The 20,457-nt window shown below is 73.4% G+C and carries 13 protein-coding genes and 1 rRNA gene; 10 read left to right on the top strand and 4 right to left on the bottom strand.

The window, feature by feature from the left end:
• Nucleotides 1-4 precede the first annotated feature (4 nt).
• Nucleotides 5-121: ribosomal RNA gene (rrf, locus tag EAD89_RS00720) — 5S ribosomal RNA — on the top strand.
• A 553-nt stretch (nt 122-674) separates the two neighbouring features.
• Here rrf and EAD89_RS00710 read toward each other — a convergent pair.
• Entirely contained in the window at nt 675-2,495 is a 1,821-nt protein-coding gene (locus tag EAD89_RS00710) for a VanW family protein (RefSeq protein ID WP_121674318.1), read from the bottom strand.
• Nucleotides 2,496-2,677: 182 nt separating this feature from the next.
• Here EAD89_RS00710 and nudC point away from each other — a divergent pair, with 182 nt between their 5' ends.
• Nucleotides 2,678-3,607, top strand: a complete 930-nt coding sequence (nudC, locus tag EAD89_RS00705; RefSeq protein WP_121674317.1) for an NAD(+) diphosphatase — start codon at nt 2,678-2,680, stop codon at nt 3,605-3,607.
• A 40-nt stretch (nt 3,608-3,647) separates the two neighbouring features.
• On the opposite strand, the gene EAD89_RS00700 is transcribed toward nudC, so the two are convergent.
• Both EAD89_RS00700 and EAD89_RS00695 read right to left on the bottom strand, forming a co-directional pair.
• The gene (locus tag EAD89_RS00700; protein ID WP_233578086.1) at nt 3,648-4,928 is read right to left on the bottom strand and encodes a polysaccharide biosynthesis protein; all 1,281 of its coding nucleotides are present in this window, start codon (nt 4,926-4,928) and stop codon (nt 3,648-3,650) included.
• Entirely contained in the window at nt 4,925-7,147 is a 2,223-nt protein-coding gene (locus EAD89_RS00695; protein ID WP_147458726.1) for a hypothetical protein, read from the bottom strand. Before EAD89_RS00695 ends, EAD89_RS00700 begins: the two co-directional genes overlap by 4 nt.
• A 136-nt stretch (nt 7,148-7,283) precedes the next feature.
• Between EAD89_RS00695 and EAD89_RS00690 the strand changes: the two genes are divergently transcribed.
• Nucleotides 7,284-9,002, top strand: coding sequence for a hypothetical protein (locus EAD89_RS00690; protein WP_121674315.1), 1,719 nt, complete (start codon nt 7,284-7,286; stop codon nt 9,000-9,002).
• Nucleotides 8,999-9,166: a hypothetical protein gene (locus tag EAD89_RS30340; RefSeq protein ID WP_158609830.1), complete on the top strand. Its 168-nt coding sequence runs from the start codon at nt 8,999-9,001 to the stop codon at nt 9,164-9,166. The genes EAD89_RS00690 and EAD89_RS30340 overlap by 4 nt, the downstream gene beginning before the upstream one ends.
• Nucleotides 9,167-9,223: 57 nt before the next feature.
• Here the strand turns inward: EAD89_RS30340 and EAD89_RS00685 are convergent, their stop codons facing one another.
• A complete protein-coding gene (locus tag EAD89_RS00685; RefSeq protein WP_121674314.1) occupies nt 9,224-10,384 on the bottom strand; it encodes a glycosyltransferase family 4 protein in 1,161 nt (386 codons plus the stop codon).
• 258 nt (nt 10,385-10,642) lie between these two features.
• On the opposite strand from EAD89_RS00685, the gene EAD89_RS00680 reads away from it, so the two are divergent.
• From EAD89_RS00680 to EAD89_RS00655, 6 genes are all read left to right on the top strand, one after another.
• Nucleotides 10,643-12,313 carry a substrate-binding domain-containing protein gene (locus EAD89_RS00680; protein WP_147458725.1) on the top strand — a complete coding sequence of 557 codons (1,671 nt, stop codon included), beginning with the start codon at nt 10,643-10,645 and terminating at the stop codon, nt 12,311-12,313.
• Nucleotides 12,310-16,584: an alpha-(1->3)-arabinofuranosyltransferase gene (locus tag EAD89_RS00675; RefSeq protein ID WP_121674320.1), complete on the top strand. Its 4,275-nt coding sequence runs from the start codon at nt 12,310-12,312 to the stop codon at nt 16,582-16,584. Before EAD89_RS00680 ends, EAD89_RS00675 begins: the two co-directional genes overlap by 4 nt.
• Complete coding sequence (locus EAD89_RS00670; protein ID WP_199723494.1) at nt 16,581-17,378, top strand: bifunctional 2-polyprenyl-6-hydroxyphenol methylase/3-demethylubiquinol 3-O-methyltransferase UbiG; 798 nt, start codon at nt 16,581-16,583, stop codon at nt 17,376-17,378. Before EAD89_RS00675 ends, EAD89_RS00670 begins: the two co-directional genes overlap by 4 nt.
• A 91-nt stretch (nt 17,379-17,469) precedes the next feature.
• Nucleotides 17,470-18,636, top strand: a complete 1,167-nt coding sequence (locus EAD89_RS00665; RefSeq protein ID WP_121674312.1) for a DUF3068 domain-containing protein — start codon at nt 17,470-17,472, stop codon at nt 18,634-18,636.
• Between the two features lie 395 nt (nt 18,637-19,031).
• Nucleotides 19,032-19,655, top strand: coding sequence for a DUF6230 family protein (locus EAD89_RS00660; protein ID WP_121655920.1), 624 nt, complete (start codon nt 19,032-19,034; stop codon nt 19,653-19,655).
• 77 nt (nt 19,656-19,732) lie between these two features.
• Nucleotides 19,733-20,457 (top strand): DUF6114 domain-containing protein (locus EAD89_RS00655; RefSeq protein WP_233578085.1); only part of this gene is annotated, 725 nt, incomplete at its 3' end.

Here is a 20,457-nt window from a genome sequence, read left to right as displayed (position 1 = left end):
GAGTTACGGCGGTCATGGCGGAGGGGAAACGCCCGGTCACATTCCGAACCCGGAAGCTAAGCCCTCCAGCGCCGATGGTACTGCACTCGTGAGGGTGTGGGAGAGTAGGACGCCGCCGGACAATCTTTCAGAAAGGGCCACCCTCAGGGGTGGCCCTTTCTGCATGCCCCGCATCCACGCGGGCTTGATCGACTTTTGCATGTCCCACCACGTCGGGTTGATCGACCTCGGCATGCCCGTATCCATGCGGGGTTCATCGACTCGGGATCCCGGAAACCGCGGTATCGGGGCTCGTTTGTTGCCCCGATATCCCTGAAACCGAGTCGATCACGAGGTCCAGGCGCCGGCTAGGCTCGGCTGAGACCGAGTCGGTCAACGGGGCCCGAGCGCCGGCTAGGCTCGGCACGTGGGTGACGCCCTGATACTCCTGATGTTCGCGGCCTGCCTGGCGGCGGTCCTGGGAACCCTTCTGTGGCTGGGGGCCCGTGCGCGTCGCCGCGGTGTCGGCGGTGAGGTCATGGGCCCGTTCGAGGAGATGTGGCATCCCGCGGCGCACCGGCTCCGGGCCGAGATCCGGCTGCAGGAGGCGCGCGTGGTGCCGATGCCGCCGCAGGGGGCAGGCGTCATGGGCGGTGCGGTGACACCGCTGAGCGGACCGCAGAGCGGGTGGGACCTCAGGACGGCTTGGGGCCGCAGACGTAGCGGGGCTCGGCGTCGTAGCGCCAGGTGAACTTCTCCCGCTTGACCACCACCCCGCCCTTCTTGATGACCCGGAAGGCGTCCTGGGTGAAGCCGTTGATGCCGTTGCTCGGGATGCAGGTCGGACCCGGTGCGAGGTGGATGAGCTTCGGAGTGGTGATGTTGCGGCGCGGGCCGTACTCCGTCTTCACGCTGTCGTAGATCTTCGTGCTCCAGATCGACACGGTGATCGTGCTCGACGTGTACGAGGTGTCGATGAGCAGGCCGTACTGGGTGTTGTTGCGGAACTTGAAGTCCAGGTTCGGCCAGAAGATGGTCGACTCGATGACCGCCGGGTACCGGTCGAACCAGTACGAGTGCGGCTTGTGCTCGACGTCTTCCAGCCCCGCGTAGTAGGTGGCGTTGAACAGCGTGGTGGTGAACTGCGAGGTGCCGCCGCCGACACCGGGCACCAGCTTGCCGTCCAGGATCACCGGCGCGTCCCGGTAGCCCTGCGCGTAGCCGCGCTCGCCGGTGTGGCCGTTCAGCGAGAACGTCTTCCCCGGCAGCACGACCGTGCCGTCCACCTCCTTGGCGATGGTGGCGATGTTCTGGCTGCGTGACGAGGCCATGCCACCGGTGAACCGGGTGGTGAAGGTGGAGACCCGCTCCTTGATGCCCAGACCGGCCAGCTTCTCCGCGGTCAGCTCGGGCGGCGCCGGCTTCAGTTCGCCGGTCACCTCGCGGCCGTCCGGCTTCGGCAGCACGGCCAGCAGGTCACGGCCCAGGGTTGCGGTGTCCAGCTGCTGCCCGGGTCGCCCTTCGGTGACCTTCGGTCGGCCACCGGAAATGGTCATCGTCGCGTCCTTCGGCGGCACCTCGACGGCGTCCAGGTCGTCGCCGAGCGCCGCGCGCAGCCGCTTGACGTCCACCGTCGGGGTCAGCTTGCCGGCCTTGTCGGCGCTGAACCGCAGGCTCTTCGCGATGGCGGTGGGCGGGATCTTCACCGAGCCCTTGCCGGTGCGCAGGGTGACCGGTGCGGCGACCGCCGGCTTCGCCAGCTCGGCGACCAGCCGGTCCAACTCCTCGGCGGTGGTCGCCGGCTGACTCTCCACCAGCGGCACGGTGACCGGGGTGCCGGCCAGCCACCCGGCTCGTACGACCTCGGCGGAGCGCTGCGGGTCGAACGCCTGCCCCGGCTTGGGCTGAACCACCTTCGGGGTGGTGCCCTTGTAGGTGATCGCCGGCATCGTCATCGGCCGGGCCTGGTCGCCGAGCACCTTACGGAGCGCGGCGTCCAGCCGATCCACGTCGACGGTGACGACCGGGTCGACGGTGCGGGAGCCGACCAGCCGGCTGACCGGATGCGCGTCGGCCTCGGCCGCGGCCGCCACGGTGGCCTCGACGTCGACGTTCAGCCCCACCTCGGCGGGGTTGATCTCGGCCGTGCGGTCCCCGACGGTGACCCGCAGCGGCGCCGCGAGGGCCGCCGCGCGCCGGTCCAGCTCCGCCCGCAACTCCTGGTGGGCGTCGGTGCGGCTCCGGCCACCCAGCTCGGTGCCGAGCACGGTGGTGCCCCGGGGAACATCCCCCGCGTACGCCCAGGCGCCGGCGCCCGCCACGGCGGCGAGCACGCCGCCGGTGACGCCGGCGGCGAGGAGCATCCGGAACCGGCGCGGGCGGCGCCGGTCACCCTCCGGCTCGCCGGTGGGCGGTGCCGTGGTCGGCTCCGCCCCGTCGTCGGGCCAGGTGACCGCGGTGACCTGCACGGTGGGCCGGTCATCGGCGGGTGGACGTGTTTCGCCGTACAGCGTCACTGCAACCTCGATCGCCAGGTGCCGCGGGAGGTCCTCCCTCCCGGAGGACACCTACGGTAACGAATGCTCGGCCGTCCTCGTGGGCTGCGCCCACCGGTGCTGGTACCGCGTGTCGTCCCGGCGTGTCGCGCGGCGCGGGGGGTGGTGCCCGGGTGGGACCGGCGACGTGGCACGGTGGCGCTGTGAACACTGCGGAACGGGTGTTGGCGTACGGCGGCGGATGGTTGGACCGGGCGGGTGAGCTGCGCACCGATCCGGCCCGGCTGAGCGCACTGGCCACCGACGCGACCACCGTGGTGCTGCCGCTGTGGCGGGACCGCTGTCTCGTCGACGGCAACGGCCCGGTCCGGCTGACCGCGGAGCGGGCGTCTCTCGTCCGGTCCGCAGCCGGGGACGTCGTCTTCCTGGGGCTCGACGGGGACGCCGGGGTGTTCGCCGCGGACCTCTCCGCGCTCAGCGAGCAGTCCGCCGTCGAGATGGCCGGCGCGGCGCGGGCCGTCGACGTACGCGCGCTGGTCGGGCGGCTCGACCCGGCCGAGGCGGCTCTCCAGGCGTACGCCCGGGGGTTGCTGCACTGGCACCGGCAGCAGCGGTACTGCGGCACGTGCGGCGCGCCCGCTGTGGCCGGCGGCGGTGGGCACGTCCGGACGTGCACCGGCGACGAGTGCGGGCGGCTGCTGTTTCCCCGGATCGAACCGGCGATCATCGTGCTGGTGGTGGCGCCCGACGGGCCGGCTGCGCCGGAGCGCTGCCTGCTGGCCCGGCACGCGGGCGCGCCGGAGGGCGCGTACTCGACGCTGGCCGGGTTCGTCGAGGTGGGCGAGAGCCTGGAGGACGCGGTCCGGCGGGAGATGGCCGAGGAGGCCGGCATCACCGTGACGGACCTGGCGTATCAGGGGTCGCAGGCGTGGCCGTTCCCGGCCGGGCTGATGGTGGGCTTCCGGGCCACCGCCGGATCGGACGAGGTGCGGGTGGACGGTGTGGAACTGCTGGAGGCGCGCTGGTTCACCCGGGCGGAGCTGCGGGAGCGGGTCGCCGCCGGTCGTCCGCTCGGCCGGGTCGACTCGATCGATCACCAGCTGCTGAGCGCCTGGCTGGCCGCCGGCGACTGACCGTCGGTCATCCCACGCTCCTCGCACCACCGGTGGCGCCTCAGCCGCGGGTGGGGCGAAGGGTCAGCCAGGCCATCACGGCGGCGGTCAGCGCGGCGGTGAGCAGCGCGCAGCTGAGCACCCCCTCGACCGTGCGCGGCGCCACCAGCAGGGCCGCACCGGCCAGGCCGGCGGTGGCCACCCAGAGCGGCGCGGCCGGCCAGCGTGCACCGGTCGCCACTCTGTCGTTGACCAGCATGAACACCACCGCGTAGAGGGCGCCGGTGGCGGCGAAGAGAGGGGCCGAGCCGGCCAGGTGCAGGTAGTCGGTGCCACCCACCAGCCGGAAGGCCAGCTCACCGGCGACCGTGGCGGCGGCGACCAGGACCGCACCGCAGGCCACGATCAGCGCCAATGCGAGCGCGCGGGCCCGCCGGTCGCCCCACGCCAACCGTGGCAGCACCAGAAGGGTCACCACCTGCGGCGCCCAGAGCGCGCCCTTGGTGAGGACCGCGCCGACCGCGTAGCCGCCGGAGCCGTCGGCCGGTAGGAGCTGGCGGGCGAGGATCAGGTCGGCGTACGAGATGACGAGCATCGCCAGGGTGGCGCCACACGCTGTCAGCACCTGTCGGCCGCTCAGTGCGCGGTCTGTCTCGGTGGCAGGGGCGACCCTCTGCTTGGGGACGGAACCGCTGGGGGCCGGGCCGGTGGTTGCGGCGAGCCGGGCCAGCAGCGGTAGGACGAGGAAGCCGGTGAGCGTGCCGAGCAGCAGGGAGCCGACCGGTCCCCACCCGAGGGCGAGCCCGACGACGAGCCCGCCGTAACGGCCGGCGGCGAGCCCGGTCATCGCGCCCGAGAGCCGCAGGAACCGTTGATCGCCCTGGAGCTCGCCGAGCCAGCGACCAGCGAGCACGATGGCGAAGGTGGTCGGGACGAGCAGCAGGGTCAGCGCGACCGGGAGCCGGAGCGCGATGGTGAGCACCGGTGCCGCGGCCAGGGTCACCCCGGCGGTGAACGTGGCGGTACGCAGCGCCAGTCGGGTCGTTCCGCTGGGGCCGGACCGGGCGCGATGGGCCGCCACCGCGATCTGCAGGCCGAAGCCCGGCACCGCCGCGATGGCGCCGAGCGCGAGCACCGTGGCCAGCGCGCCCAGGTCGGCGGCGGTCAGCTGGCGGGCACCGAGCATCGGGACCAGGTAGGCCAGCCCGTTGGTGAGCATGGTGGCGGCGGTGACGGCCGCGCCCGCGACACCGAGACGCGCGGCCCCCGTGTCGCGGGCCGGGCGCTTCGCCGCATCGGGCTGGGTCACCTTCGCCACCAGCCGGGGTTCCTCGGTGGTCATTCGGGCTTCGGGGCCAGATTGCCGATGGTGATCTCGTTCGTGCAGAGCGTCAGGTCCGTTCCCGTGACCGTCAGCTCCACCGCGTCGCCGCCACCGTCGATCTCGAAGAAGCGCTGGTTGAGGCCCTTCTTGACCGGGAACGAGTGGCTTCCCGCGCCGAGCCGCAGCACCGCCGTGCCGTCGGCCGAGCTGAGGTACCCGATGCGGATGATCCAGAACCACTCGTCGCGCGGCTTGTCCAGCGGCATCCGGACGGTCTGGCCGGCCGGCACCAGGTAGCCGCAGCCCGCCTGGGGACCGGGCACGATGTTGCTGCCCTGGATGGTGGCGACCTGGACCCGTCCGAGGCCGTCCAGGACGGAGGCGTTCTCCGTCTCGTGCACGAACTCCGGGCGGGAGCCGGCGGCCGCGAAGAACCGGGACTGGAGGTTGTACGGCCAGGAGAGATCGGACACCACGCCCTCGGGGACCGGCGTGTCGAAGAAGACCGTGCCCGGCGGCGCGCTGGCCAGCTCGATCCGGGCGGTGTCGAGGTAGGACCGGCCGTACTTCTTCGCCCACTCGTCGCTGTAGCGCGACGTGGTCCAGGCGGTGCCGAACATGGCCGCCACCAGCAACAGCGCCAGCCCGGCGGTCACCACCTCGCGGTACCGCTCCGGCACCGGCCCCAGCCATTCCGGTGGTGCGGGCCGCGACGGTCGCCGCTCCCGTCCGTCGCCCGGGGGCAATGCGGTGGCTTCGGGTTCGGGTTGCGCCGGGGGCGCCGGTGCCGTCGCCGGCTGGGCCTCGGCGGCCGGCTCCGGGTCGAGTGCGGGATCCGGGTCGGTGACCGGCTCATCGGCCTGCCCGGGGTCCGGGTCGTCCGGGGCCTCGGCGTGGATCACGCCGGCGCGGGTGGAGCGGGCCGCGACCACGGGGCGCGATGCGGCCGGCGCCGCACCCGAGCGCTGCGTGCTGGCCACGGCGCTCGGGGCCGCGGTCGGCTCCGACTCTCCGGACGGCGCCGGCGACCCGGTGGGCAGAGCTGACTCGTTGTCGGCCGGCTCGCCGCCCGCCGGAGTCGGCCGGGCGATCCCGACGAGAGCCACGCCGACGCAGATGGCGGCGACCACCACGGCGTCGCTCACGTAGCGGGGTACCCCGCCGGCGATGCCGCTGAAGACCGAGCCGAGCCGGGTGGCGGCCAGCAGCGCGGCGACGAGGACCAGGTAGCTGCCGAGCAGGATCCAGGCTCGGGTGGCCGTGCGGTCCCGCTTGACGGTCAGCACCACCAGCGCGGCGAAGACCGACCAGGCGATCCAGCGGCCGAGCTCGGGCGGCGCGACCACCGCCGCCCCGTCTCCCGCGCCCAGCCAACCCCAGGGGCCGCCCAGCAGGCCCGGCACGAGCGTGGAACCGAACAGCTGGGTGAAGAACGACAGCACCTCTTCCGCCGACTCCGGCCGGCGCACCGACGACTCGGAGCGTTGCAGGTAGACCGCGGCGAACGCCCCGACCAGCGCGGTCAGCACGAGCCAGGACGGCCACCAGCGGCGCAGCGCCGTCAGCACCGAGCGGACCGGCCCGCCGTCGGTGAAGAAGCAGACGGTGAAGAGGAAGACCAGCGGTACGACCAGCAGCGCCTTCTCGAAGAAGAGCAGACCGAGCAGCACGGCCAGGACCAGCGACAGCAGGTGCCGCTTGCGGCGGGTGCGGACGTACCTGAGCTGGGCGCCGACGGCGAGCACCATGCTCAGCTGCATCGGCAGCATGTTCGCCCCGACCGCCCACCACGAGGTCGCTTCGAGGGTCAGCGGGCTGAACAGGAACATCCCGAGCGGGACGAGCAGCAGGCGGCTCGGTCGCAGCAGGTCCCGCAGCAGCCGGTAGAACGCGATGGAGAGCACCGCCTGGCCGGCCGCCATCAACAGCACGTACGGCCAGTAGGTGAGCCCGACGGCGTCGGTGACCAGCCAGGTGAGCAGCCGCCCGCCCGGCATGAAGTGGTTGTTGTAGAGGGTGAGCAGGAAGCCCGGGGTGAGGGGCGACTCGGTGGACTGCGTGATCAGCACGTAGTCGTCGGCCGCCAGGTAGCCGCGCGAGGCGATCTGCGCCCGCCACAGCACGCTGACCACGATCATCGCGAAGGCGATGGATCGGGTCGGATCGACGCGTACCAGTTTGCCGGCCTCGCCGGTCTCGTCACGCGCCGCGCCCACCTCGGATCCGGTCAATGCCATGGCGGGAAGACTGCCACACGGGTGAGGGGCGGCCCCATCAGGTCAACGGATGGTTCGGGGGTCGACGAGGGTCCGCGTACAGTGGCCGCGACCAGCGCGACGGGTGGCCGCGCCGGACCGGGGTGGGGTCGACGGGATGCGCGAACGGATGGTGCCGCACGGCGTTGCCGCGGCCGTCACGGCGGTGGTCCTCGCGCCGCTGGCGCTCCCCGGGTACGTGCTCCGCTACGACATGGTCTTCGTGCCCCGGCAGGCGCTGGGCTGGGAGGTCATCGCCCCGGCCTCGGCGCTGCCCCGGGCCGTCCCGCAGGACGCCGTGGTGGCGCTGGCCAACCAGTTGGTACCGGGCTGGCTGCTGCAACGGCTGGTGCTGGTGGCGATCCTCTACCTCGCGGCGCTCGGCGCGGCCCGGCTGGTGCCGACCGACCGGGTCGCGGTCCGGGTGGTGGCCGCCCTCGGGTACGCCTGGACGCCGTACCTGGCGGAGCGGCTGCTCGTCGGCCAGTGGGGGCTGCTGGTCGCGTACGCCGCGCTGCCCTGGCTGGTCCGGGCGGCGATCGGGGTACGGACCGGTCGACCCGGCGCGTTGCCGCGGCTGCTGCTCGCGGCGGCGGCGTCCGCGATCACGCCGAGCGGTGGAGTGATCGCGCTGGTGGCGATCGGGGTGCTGCTGCCCGGTCGGTATCCGGGGGCGGCCCGGGCGGCCTCGACCGCGCTGGGCGCGACGGTGCTGCTCAACGCGCCGTGGCTGGTGGCCGGGTTCGCCAGCAGCGGCAGCGGACGGTCGGACCCGGCCGGGGTGCTGGCCTTCGCGGCTCGGGCCGAGAACTGGGCCGGGCCGCTGGTGGCGCTCGCCGGCACGGGCGGCATCTGGAACGGGCAGACCACGCCCGCCTCCCGGGGTGCGGTGCTGGTGCCGCTGGGCACCGTGCTGGTGCTGGCCGTCGCCGGGTACGGCGTACCGCTGCTGCGCCGGCGCTGGCCCGCCCCGGTGGCCGGCCGGCTCGGTCTGCTCGCCGCCGGATCCTGGCTCGTGGCGGCGCTCGGCGTGCTGCCCGGTGGCGCCGATCTGCTCGGCTGGCTGGTCGCGACCCTGCCCGGCGCGGGTCTGATCCGGGACGGCCAGAAGCTGCTCGTCCCGTACGCGCTGGCGCTGGCGGTGACCGCCGCGCTCGGCGCGGAACGCCTCGCCGACCGGCTGGCTGCCCGCTTCGATCCGGCCACCGGTCGGGTGCTTCTGGTCGGTGCCGCGCTGCTGCCGGTGGCGCTCCTGCCCGACCTGGCGTTCGGCGCGGCGGGCCGGCTCCGACCGGTGGGCTGGCCGGCGGACTGGAACACGGTGGCCCGGCTGGTCGAGCAGCGGCCCGGTGAGGTGATCTCGCTGCCGTTCCAGGAGTATCAGCGCTACGGGTGGAACCGCGGCCAGGTGGTGATCGACCCGGCGCCCCGGTACCTCGGCGTTCCGGTGCTGATCGACGACACGCTGCGGGTAGGTGGGCTGGCGGTGGCTGGCGAGGATCCCCGGGCCGCGCGGGTGCGGGAACTTCTCGCCGCGGGGACACCGGTGTCGGCGGCTGGTGCCCGCTGGGTGCTGGTGCAGCGGGCAGCCGGGCCACCGCCGCCTCCGACGTCCCTGGCCGGGCTGCGGATTGTCCACGATGGACCGGATCTGACCCTGTACGAGAATCCGCGCTGGTCTCCAGCACCCGCGCCGGACCGGCCCGGACCGGTCGGACTGGCCCACCTGCTGGCCGGAACGGTGGTGCTGGCCATCGGTTTTTCGGGCGCTGCGCGCGTACGCTACCGCGTGGTAGCGTCCCGGCACGCGAGTCCCGCGGAAGGAGAAGGTGGATGAGGAACCTGCCCGCGTTCGTCGCCGTCGGGGTGCTCGGGGTCGTGCTCGGCCTGCTCGGTAGCGTCGGTCTGGCGAATGTGCTCAGCCCGTCCGCCAAGGAGGCCGCCACCACCAACGTCAATGGTGAGCAGGGCGCCGAGCCTCCGCTGTACGGCACGCGCTGAAGTCATACGAACAGAAGGGCGTCCGCTGCTCGCGGGCGCCCTTTCGTGCTGCTCGGATCAGCCGGCCCGGCCCGTCGCCTGGGTCACCAGCTGCGCGAAGCGGGCCCCGGTCGCGGTCCAGGTGAAGCGTGAGGCGTGGTGCAGCGCCGCCTCACCCATCGCCTTGCGGCGCACGTCGTCGGCGAGCAGCTCGCGCACCTGGGCGGTGAACTCCGCCTCGTCGTCGACGAGCAGGCCGGTCTCGGTGTCGACCATCGCCTCGGCGACGCCGCCGGCGTAGCGGAACGCCACCGTCGGGGTGCTGCGCGCGGCGGCCTCGACGATGGTCAGCCCCCAGCCCTCCTTGAGCGACGGGGTGAGCGCCAGCCAGGCCGAGGAGAGCACCTCGTGCTTCTCCTCCTCGCTGATGAAGCCGGTGAAACGGACGCGGTCGGCGATGCCGAGCGAGTCGCACAGGTCCCGTAGCGGCTGCTCCCACCAGCCCTGGCCGGCCACCACCAGCTCCAGGTCGGGCAGCTCGCCGACCAGGTCGGCGACGGCGCGCAGGGCGATCTCCACGCGCTTGTGCGGGACCAGGCGGCCGAGTACCAGCAGCGACGGGTGCGGGGTACGCGGCAACGGCGGACCGGTCACCGGCGGCGTGCCGTTGGGCACCACGTCGATCCGCTCGGCTCCCACCCCCAGCGCGGCCAGTTCCGCGCGACTGGCCTCGGAGACGGTGACGTACCGGCAGCGGCGGTAGAGCCGGACGGCCAGCCACGACTCGATCCACCAGCCCAGCCGGGCCATCCACGGGCCGAAGACGACCGGCCACTGCTCCCGGTGCACGTGGTGCACCAGCGCGACCACCGGTCGGCCCGCGTACAGGGGCGCGAAGAACGGCACGCCGTTGCAGACGTCGATCACCAGGTCGGGCCGGCCGATGCCGCGCCGGCCGAGCGGGCCCAGGCCGAACCGGCCGGCGAGACAGGTCAACGCGGCCCGGGCGTAGACGGTGTGCCGCGAGCCGCGTCGCAGCACGCGTACACCCTCGGCGTTGGTCTCCGCCGGGCCGGCGTTGCCGTGCGCGGCGCAGAGCAGGGTCACCCGGTGGCCCATGGCGACCAGTTCGGCGGCGATCCGTTCGAGGTAGACCTCGGATCCGCCGCCTTCCGGGTTGGTGGTGTCGCGCCAGTTGAGGAACAGGACGTGGCGGGTGGGGGTGACGGAGGGGTCCACGCTGCTCCTACCGACGAGTAAGTGAGCACGATCGCGCCACCCTAGGGCCGCCCGGCCCGTGGGCGCAATGGGTCGCACCGGCAGCGAAGATCGGATAACCGCTCGTCGATCGGGGGTTTGCCGGCGGCGGAAAAGCTTGGCAGGGTGTGCAGCGCAACCGCGTGTGGCGGCCGGCGTCCAGGTGGCGCCGCCCGGCCGACGCGATGGATTCCGACCTGCGCACGGCTGCGCCGGTACGTGACGAGGAGGTGGCCGGCGGTGCTGCGCGACGGACTCGCGCCGGTGCGCTCCCTCTTCCGTCGATCCCCGGTGGTGCTGCTCAGCGCGGCCCTGGTTCTGCTGTTGACCGGCTGGGCGGCCGTCGCCTACGTGCGAGCGGACCGGGGTGTGCCGGAGTGCGTCGAGCGGGTCCAGCTGCGGGTGGCCGCCGCGCCGGTGATCGCCCCGGCCCTGGACCGGATCGTGCGGGCCAGCGTCGGTCGGCAACCGTGCGTGTCGATCGCCGTGCAGGCCCGGGAGTCCGCCGCCGTGGCCGGGGACCTGGCCAACGCGGTGGACGTCGCCGACGCCTGGCTGCCGGAGTCCACGTTCTGGCTACGCCGGGCCCGGGCCGGGGGCGCCTTCGAGGTGCCCGGCGAGGGCACCTCGGTGGCGAGCACCCCCGTGGTGCTCGCGGTGACCGAGCCGGCCGCGCGCCGGCTGGGATGGCCGGCGAAGGCAGTGACCTGGGCGTCGCTGATCGGACCGAAGGCCCGTCCCGCCCCGGTGGGAGTGCCGGACCCGGCCGCCGATCCAGCCGGGGTCGCGGCGCTGCTCGGGGTGCGCAACCTGGTCGCCGGTGAACGGCAACCAGCCGCCGCGATGGCTGCGGTGCTGCGCCGGCTCGCCGGTGCGACGTTCCCCGCCGGCGAGGGCGGGGGCGTACGGGCACCCGGGGGCGGGCTGCCCGGCAAGGCCCAGGCGGTGGCGACCAGTGAGCAGGCCGTGCTCGATCACAACGCGCTGGCCGGCTCGAACAAGCTGGTCGCCGCGTACCCGGAGATCGGCGTCCCGTCGCTGGACCTGCCGTACGTGGTGCTGCCCGCCGCGCGCGGCCACGTCCGGGAGGCGGCCTCGGGTTTCCTGGCCAACCTGCTCACGGTCGAGTCCCGAGACGCGTTGCTCGGGTTCGGCTTCCGTACGGCGACGGGCTTCCCGCCGGCCATCCCCGACGACGGCCGACTGCGGGCGGAGGAGCGCCGACCGGTGCCGCTGCCCGCCGAGGAGACGGTCACCGAGGTGCTGAGCGGCTGGAGCGGCGTGCAGCGCAGCGCCCGGATCCTCACCGTCATCGACGTGTCCGGCTCGATGGCCGCTCCGGTGCCCGGCACGGACGAGACCCGGCTCGGGGCGACCGTCAAGGCCGCCCAGGAGGGCGCCGGCCTGCTGTTGGACAACAGCGAGCTGGGGATCTGGGTCTTCTCCACGAAGGTGGACGGCGACCGGGACTACCGGGAGATCCTGCCCGTCGCCCCGCTGCGCGCCCAGCGTGCCCGACTGGCCGACCGGCTGGACGCCGTCCGGGTCAAGAGCGGCGGGGGCACCGGGCTGTACGACGCGACGCTGGCCGCGTACCGGGACGCCCGGCAGCACTGGACGCCCGGCCGGATCAACCTGGTGCTGGTCATGACCGACGGGCGGAACGAGGACGAGGACAGCATCGGCCGGCCGAAGTTCCTCGCCGAGCTGACCCGGTTGCAGGACCCCCGCCGGCCGTTGCCGATCATCTTCATCGGCCTGGGCCGGGACGTCGACCCGGACGAGCTGACCGCGATCGTCAAGGTCACCGGCGGGCAGGTGTTCCGTACCGAGCAGCCCAGCGGAATCCGGCAGATCTTCTTCTCCGCGCTCGCCGACCTGAGCTGCCTGCCCCCGGAGTGCCGCCGATGACCCGGCCGCGAGTCCCCCGGCCGGTACGCGCGAAGCCCTGGACCGCGCTGTCGCTGCTGCTGCTCACCGCGATCGCCTTCGGGCAGCGGCCCGGCCAGGTCACCTTCGACACCAAGCTCGACCTGGCCGCGAACCCGATCCACTTCCTGACCCGGGCGCTGCACCTGTGGAACCCGGAGGCGACCTCCGGCGAACTCCAGAACCAGGCGTACGGCTACCTCTTCCCGATGGGGCCGTTCTTCGCCGGTGGGCAGCTGCTGGGCGTGCCGGCGTGGATCACGCAACGGGCCTGGACAGCGCTCCTGCTGGCGGTCGCGTTCTACGGGCTGCTCCGGCTGGCCCGCGCGTTGAACATCGGCACCGAACCGACCCGGTACGCGGCCGCGCTCGGCTACGCGCTGGCGCCCCGGATGCTCACCGAGATCGGCGCGCTCTCCTCGGAGACGCTCGCCGCGGCGCTGCTGCCGTGGGTTCTGCTGCCGCTGGTGCAGGTCCGCCGGATCGGCTCGCCACGTCGGGCCGCGGCGCTCTCCGCGCTGGCCGTGTTCGGCATGGGTGGGATCAACGCGGCGGTGGTCCTGCTGGCTCTGCTGCTGCCCGGGATCTGGCTGCTGACCCGACGCTGGGACCGGGCCCACCTGCGCCTGGTCGGTTGGTGGTGCCTCGGCGTCGTCGCGGTCTGCCTGTGGTGGATCGTGCCGCTGCTGCTGCTCGGCGAGTACAGCCTGCCGTTCCTGGACTACATCGAGTCGTCCACCACGACCACGGCCGTGGCCTCGCTCTTCCAGGCCGTCCGGGGCACCAACCAGTGGGTGGCGTACATCGTCCAGGGTGATCCGTGGTGGCCGGCGGGTTGGCTGCTGATCGACCACCCGGCGCTGATGGCGCTGACCGCGCTGGTCGCGCTGATCGGTCTGGCCGGACTGGCCGGCAACCTGCTGCCCGAGCGGCGCTTCCTGGTGCTGGGCTTCCTGGCCGGGTTGACCCTGCTCACCATGGGCTACGTCGGCAGCCTGGACAGCCCGCTCTCGGGGCCGGTCCGGGAGTTGCTGGACGGTCCGCTGGCCCCGTTGCGCAACGTGCACAAGCTGGACCCGGTGCTGCGGCTGCCCCTGATGCTCGGCTTCGCGCACGGGGTGGACGCGGTGGTCACCCGGCTGCACACCGCCGCCGCCCGGCGCCGCCCCGGCGTGCGGCTGCGGCCGCTGGTGCTCGTACCGGTGCTGTTGCTGGTCCTGGGCGCCGCCGCGCCGGCCTGGCTGGGTCAGCTGCGACCCGGACCTGGCTGGTCGGACCTGCCGCCGCACTGGCGGTCCGCGGCCACCTGGCTGGCCGATCGGGACGCGCTGGCCCGGACGCTGATGGTGCCCGGGTCCGGCTTCGGCCAGTACGAGTGGGGGCGGACGGTCGACGAGCCGCTCCAGGCGCTCGCCGGAGCGCCCTGGGCGGTGCGGAACCAGATCCCGCTCGGCTCGGCCGGCAACACCCGGGTGATGGACACCGTCGAGACCGTCCTGGCCGGTGGCCGGGGATCGGCCGGGCTGGCCGACTTCCTGGCCCGTGCCGGGTTCCGGCACGTGCTGCTGCGCAACGACATCGACCGGAGTCAGGTGGACGCCCCACCGGTCGCGGTGCTGCGCCGTGCGCTGACCGGATCGCCGGGCGTCGCGCGGGTGGCGACCTTCGGGAGCACCACCGCTCCCGGGCGCACGCCGGGCAGCCCGGTGGACGACGACGCCGGTCCGGTGCCGGCCATCGAGGTGTACGAGGTGCAGCGACCGGTGCCGGTCGCCTCGGCGGTGCTCGCCGATGACGTGCCGACCGTCAGCGGTGGACCGGAGTCCCTGCTGCCCCTGCTCGAACAGGGGCTGGTGGAGCGGGACCGGCCGGTGGTCCTGGCCGGGGACCGCACCGAGGTCGGGGACGGGCGGTGGATCGTCACCGACGGGCTGCGCCGCCGGGAACGCGACATCGGCCGGGTGCGGGACAACGTCAGCCAGACGCTCACCGCCACCGAGGCCGGCCGGCAGGGCCGGGTCGCCCTCGACCTGCTGCCGTTTCCCGGCAAGCGGCACCAGACCGTCGCCACCTACCAGGGGGTTCGGGAGGTCAGCGCGAGCACCGCGACCAGCTTCGTGGACAACCTCGCCGCCGCCGACCCGTCGCACCTGCCGTTCGCCGCCCTGGACGGCGACTACGCCACCGCGTGGCACTCGGCGCCGCTGGCGGGGCCGGTCGGACAGTGGCTCCAGGTGGACCTGGACACCCCGCGTGCGGTGGAGAGCGTGTCGTTGGCGTTCGTCGGCGACCTCGGGGTGGGCTGGCCGGTGACCCGGTTCCGGATCACCACCGACCGGGGCTCGGTGGACCATGAGGTGGCCGACACGCTGGGCGGTCACTCGTACTACACGTTGCCCGGCTCCACCAGCCGGGTGCGGATCACGGTGCTGGCCGTCGCCGGTGAACGGCGCGACGGAGGGGTCGGCATCCGGGAACTCACCATTCCCGGCAGCACCGCCCGTCGCGCGCTCCGGGCGCCGAACGACCTGCCCAACGGGTTCGACGGGCCGGTGGCCTGGTCGTTCAGCCGAGGCCCGGCCGACCGGCCCGCCTGCTTCCCGGCCTCCGCTCCCGGCGCCGGCTCGGACGCGGCGACGACCGGGAACGGGTCGGCCGGTGGCGCCGGAACCCGGCCGGCCGGGTCGGTCGTGCGGTGTGACCGCTTCCTGGCCCGTGCCGGCGAGGAACCGCTCGGCGTGGACCGGGTGTTCCGCAGCACCACCCCGGGCAGCTATCGGCTGGCGCTCACCGCCGTGCCCCGGCCGGCCGGTCAGCTCACCCTGACCGGGGTGCCGGTGTCGGCCGGCGTCTCCTCGTACCTGAGCGGCGATCCGGCCGTCGCCGGCTGGGCGGCGGTCGACGGCGACCCGGGGACGGCCTGGCTGGCGGACACTGGCGACCTCCGGCCCACGTTGCGACTGCGGTGGCCCGGGCAGCGGCGCCTCGCCGAGTTGCGGCTGCGCCCCGCGGAGCTGCCGGTCGGCTCGCTGCCCACCCAGGTCGAGATACGAACCCCGGGTCGCAGCCAGGTGCTGCCGGTCGGCGCGGACGGAACGGTCCGCTTCCCGGCCGTCCGTACGGACCGGATCGAGATCGTGGTCCGGGAGACCGCCGCCCGGATCGCCGACCGGCGCGGTAACGGCTGGACCGCCACCGCCGGAATCGCCGAGGTGGAGATCCCGGCGCTGGACGACCTGCTCCGCCCACTCTCCGGCGGCACCCGGGTCACCGAGAAGTGCGGCACCGGACCGGCCGTGGAACTGGACGGCTCCCGCTACGAGACGGCCGTGGCCACCACCCTCGCCGACGTGCTGGCCGGGCGGCCGGCGCCGGTGACGATCTGTGGCTCCACGGGGGCGGTCCTGGACCTCCCGGCCGGAGGACACCAGCTGGCGACCGCGCCCTCGGCCGGTTTCCTGGTGCAGGACGCCACGCTGCGTCCGGAGGCGGCCGTGCCGGCGCCCCGGCACCGCGAGGTGACCGTGCTCGACTGGGACCCGACCGACCGCCGGGTCCGGGTGGCCGCCGGCGACGCGGCGCTCCTGACGGTGCCGGAGAACGCCAACGCCGGCTGGACGGCCACGGTGGACGGTCGACAGCTGACCACGACCCGGGTGGACGGCTGGCAGCAGGCGTGGGTGCTGCCAGCCGGTGACGCCGCGGAGGTACGGCTGGTCTTCGCGCCGGATCGGACGTACCGGGGCGCTCTCGCGGCGGGCGCGATCTCCGTGCTGGTGGTGTTCCTGCTGGCCGCGTGGCCGGTCCGCCGCCGCGCCGGCGTGGATCGGACGATTCCGGCCGAGGGCCCCGCGTGGGCGATCGGCGTCCTGCTCGTGGTGCTGCTCGCCGCCCTGGGCGGGGTGCTGCCGGTGGCCATCGTGCTGGCCGCGATGCTGCTGCGCCAACTCGCCGTCCGGGCGTTGCCGGTGGTGGTGCTCGGCGGGCTGGCGGTCGCCACGGTGACCGCGGTGGCGGGCCGGTTGCAGGGCCATGGGCAGGAGTGGGCGTACGGCCCGTGGGTGCAGGCGGCGATGCTGGTCGCGATCGGCGCGGTCACCGCGGCGGTGATCCCGCCGCCCGGCACGCCCGCCGCGCGACCCGCGCCGGCGGGCGGGGCTGAGGCGGCGACGGACCCGTCGCAGCCGGCGGACAACGGTGGGCCGGCCGCGGCCGAAGCCACGGATCAGGACGAGGACGGGACGGTGCGATGACCACAGCAGACGGGGTGGCCGGCCGGGCGGCCCGCCGGCGGTTCGCCACGCTGAACCGCTCGGTGACGCTGTTCCGGGCGTTCCTGGTCGAGCAGACCGACCCGGACCACTTCTACGGCCTGCTGGCCGGGGACTCGGTACGTCAGGTGTCCGGCTACACCACGCTCGCCGGGCGGACCGTGCTCGACGTCGGCGGCGGTCCCGGCTACTTCGCCTCCGCCTTCCGGGCCGCCGGCGCCCGTTACGTGGGCCTCGACCCGGACGTCGGTGACTTCTCCGCCGCCGGGGAGTCCGTCGCCGGCATGCTGCGGGGCAGCGGCACCGCCCTGCCGGTGCGGTCCGCCAGCGTGGACGTGACGTTCTCCTCGAACGTGCTGGAACATGTTCCCGAGCCGACGCGGATGCTGGACGAGATGGCGCGGGTGACCCGGCCGGGTGGCGTGCTCTTCGTGTCGTTCACCCCGTGGCTGTCGCCGTGGGGCGGGCACGAGACGGCGCCCTGGCACTACCTCGGCGGCGACCGGGCCCGCCGGCGCTACCAGCGCAGGATGGGCCGACCGCCGAAGAACCGCTACCGCGAGACGCTCTTCCCGGTATCCATTTCGGACGCCCTGCGGTGGGCCCGCGGCAGCGGCGACGTCGAGGTGCTGGAGGCGCTGCCGCGCTACCACCCGTGGTGGGCCCGCTGGGTGATCCACGTCCCCGGCGTACGGGAGGTCGTGGCCTGGAACTTCGTGCTCGTCCTGCGGCGGGCCGGTCAGGAACCGGGCGGCGCGGCGGAAAAACAGAGCTGACAGGGGGTCGCGTTGCGATGTGACCAGGTAGTAACCTCGCGGCCACATCACTGATCGATAGCGGCGAAATTAGCTCCTCCAGGGAGGAAACATGAAGCACCGCGCCATAGGTGCCGTGCTGTTCGGTGGCGGCGTACTGCTCCTGGCGTTGGCCGCCGGATTGGTGTTCGTCGTCAAGCCCGCGATGACCAAGCTGCCCTACGATCTGGAGGCGTCGACGTCCGTCGCCGAGGCGAAGGGTGCGACCTTCCTCCAGATCGCCAACAGCGCCATCGCCATCAACCAGGGCGACCTCAAGTCCACCGTCCTGGTCACGCCCAACCGCGAGCAGACCGCCAACCTCAGTGGCGACCTCGAAGGCGACACGGTGGTCTGGACGGTCGGTCAGACCGTCGACCGGACCGACACCAAGGAGCTGGTCAACGCGTACGGCGCCACGCTGGCGCTGGACCGGGTCTCCGGCGCCGCGGTGGAGTGGGACGGCCAGTACCTGGACGACACCGGCACCCGGGAGAAGGTGGCGTTCGCCGGCCAGGTCTACAAGTTCCCGTTCAACACCGAAAAGCGGAGCTACGACGTCTTCGACCGCGATCTGCGCAAGGCGCTGCCGGCCGAGTTCAAGGGCACGGAGGACGTCAACGGGCTCGAGGCGTACCGGTTCGAGCAGGTGATCACCGACCAGCAGCTGAACCTGGCCCCCGACCGGGTCGCCCTGCTGCTGGGGGCCCTCGCCCCGGGCGCGACCCAGGGCAGGATGACCTACAGCAACACCCGGACGCTCTGGGTCGACCCGGTCACCGGGTCGTACGTCAAGGTGCGCGAGGTGCAGAGCAAGGCCCTGGTGCCGGACGTGGGGACCCCGATCACGCTGCTCAAGGCCGACTTCACCTACAACGACGCCACCGTCGAGGCCTCGGTGAAGCGGGCCAACGAGAGCCGCGGCCAGCTCACCATTCTCGGCCTCTGGGCCCCGATCGGCGTGGCCGTGCTGGCTCTGCTGCTGATCATCGCCGGTCTGCTGGTGGCCCGCCGGGGCGGGGCTGTGCCGGCGGCCGAGGCGCGCCACCGGGCCGACCCGGCGCCGGTGGAGGATCCGACGCCGACGCGGGTGGACCAGCCCGCGGTGCGGGACGACGAGACCGAGCGGGAGGCCGGTCCGCTGACCGACGAGATTCCGCCGGCCTCGACGAACTGGAAGTCCGAGGACCCGGCGGTGCCGACCCAGCGGGCGGCGCCCGGCGAGGTGGAGCAGCGCTGACGCGCGTACGACCGAAGGGGTGGACCGCGACGCGGTCCACCCCTTCGTCGCGTGAAGGGACACCCGCACTGCCGTCGTGACCTGCGTACTTTACATCCGTTACCAGATTGTAATTGGTCGATGTGACTGTGACTCTCTGTTGCCGCACAGCGGGCAAATGTCGGCTTTGTTGCTGCTTGATGCTCCCCTGTGCACGGTGAGCTCGTCACTTCGTGACGCCACGCCACCGTTCAGTGGACCAACTGTTACCGCCCGGTAATCAGGGGGTTGTGAGCCGCACCGCAACGGGTGCACGATCAGGCTCGATCGTTACCCGCCGGTAACAGGCGACGGGCCCGGTGCGGGCCGCCAGTCCGGGACCGGCCACCCGCGCGCATCCGCCCGAGGAGGAACCCGTGCAGGATCGGTTTGACAATCAGGGTCGTACCCGGTGGCGGCGGTTCGCCGCCATGATGGTGCCCGCCACGGCCGCCGCCGGCGCCATCCTGTTCGGGATGTCGACCGGCGCGATCGCCTCCGACATCACCGTGTCCGGGCAGACCTTCAAGATCGGTGCCGAGCGTCTTGAGGGCGACGGCTTCAAGCAGTACGGCGGCATCGTCCGGGAGAAGGGCAAGGACGGCAAGGCCGGCGAGGTCCACCCGATCGCCCTCTCCGAGATCAGCAGCGCCGAGCTGTACAGCCTCTGCCAGTCCGTCCGCTCCGACCTGCCCGGCCTGCCGGTGGTGCTCACCATCCACGCCGGTGAGGGCAAGGAGCCCGCCCGGGCCAAGGACCTGCTGATCGCGATGGACTCGCTGAACGGCAACGCGACGTTCACCAACATCAAGATCGGTCGGGACGCGACCGACCTCAACTCGACGGCGAAGGCCGGTTCGTTCGGTCAGAACTCCGACCACGTCACCATCACCAACCTCCGCCAGGTGTCCCGGTACACCACGGCGGCCACCTTCAACCTGGTCGGCCTCCGACTGAAGGTCAACGTGGGCGACGACGCCAAGGGCAAGGAGTGCTTCTGAGGTGAGCCGTGGCCCGCGGTGGCCGACCGCCGCGGGCCACGTCCGTGTTCCCGTCCCCGCTCCGCCAGGAGGAGTACGTGACAACCGACAACCCGTCCCACGCCCGGCCCGGCGATCCGGCTCGGGCGTGGCGGATCTTCCGCCGCTGGCAGCGGAGCCGACCGTTCTGGGGCGGCCTGTTCACCGTCCTGGCCGGGGTGGAGATGTTCGCCTCCACCCGGATGACGCTGAACGGCCTGAGCTTCCACAGCGGAGCCACCGGCCTGCTCTCGCTGCTGATCCCGGTCATCCTGGTGACCAGCGGCCTGCTGCTCTGGCTCACTCCGGCGCAGCGGCTGTTCTACTCGATCGTCGCGGCGGTCACCGCCGTCTACTCACTGATCGGGCTCAACCTCGGCGGCTTCTTCGTCGGTCTCCTGCTCGGCATGGTCGGCAGCGCACTAGCCTTCGCCTGGACGCCCGCCCGGCCCGCTCCGCCCGCCACCGAGCACGCCGCCGCCGAGCATGCCGACGCCGAGCATGCCGCCACCGAGCGGGTCAGCGTCGAGCAGTCCGACGCCGACCAGGCCGCCACCAAGCGGGTCGACGCCGAGCAGGCCGCCACCGAGCGGGCCGGCGTCGAGCAGGCCGACGCCGAGCAGGCCGACGTCGAGCAGTCCGGCGTCGAGCAGTCCGGCGTCGAGCGGGCCGACGCGGGGGCGTCGCCCGAGCGGCCGGGACGCTCCGTTGATCCGCGTACCTTCGGTGTCGTCCTGGTGGCGCTCGGCCTCGCCGCCGCCGGTCTGGCCACCCAGCCCCGGCC

Origin of the sequence: Micromonospora sp. BL4 (assembly GCF_003667505.1) — a bacterium.
Classification (GTDB): domain Bacteria; phylum Actinomycetota; class Actinomycetes; order Mycobacteriales; family Micromonosporaceae; genus Micromonospora.
This window is presented reverse-complemented; position numbering and strand designations above follow the sequence as displayed.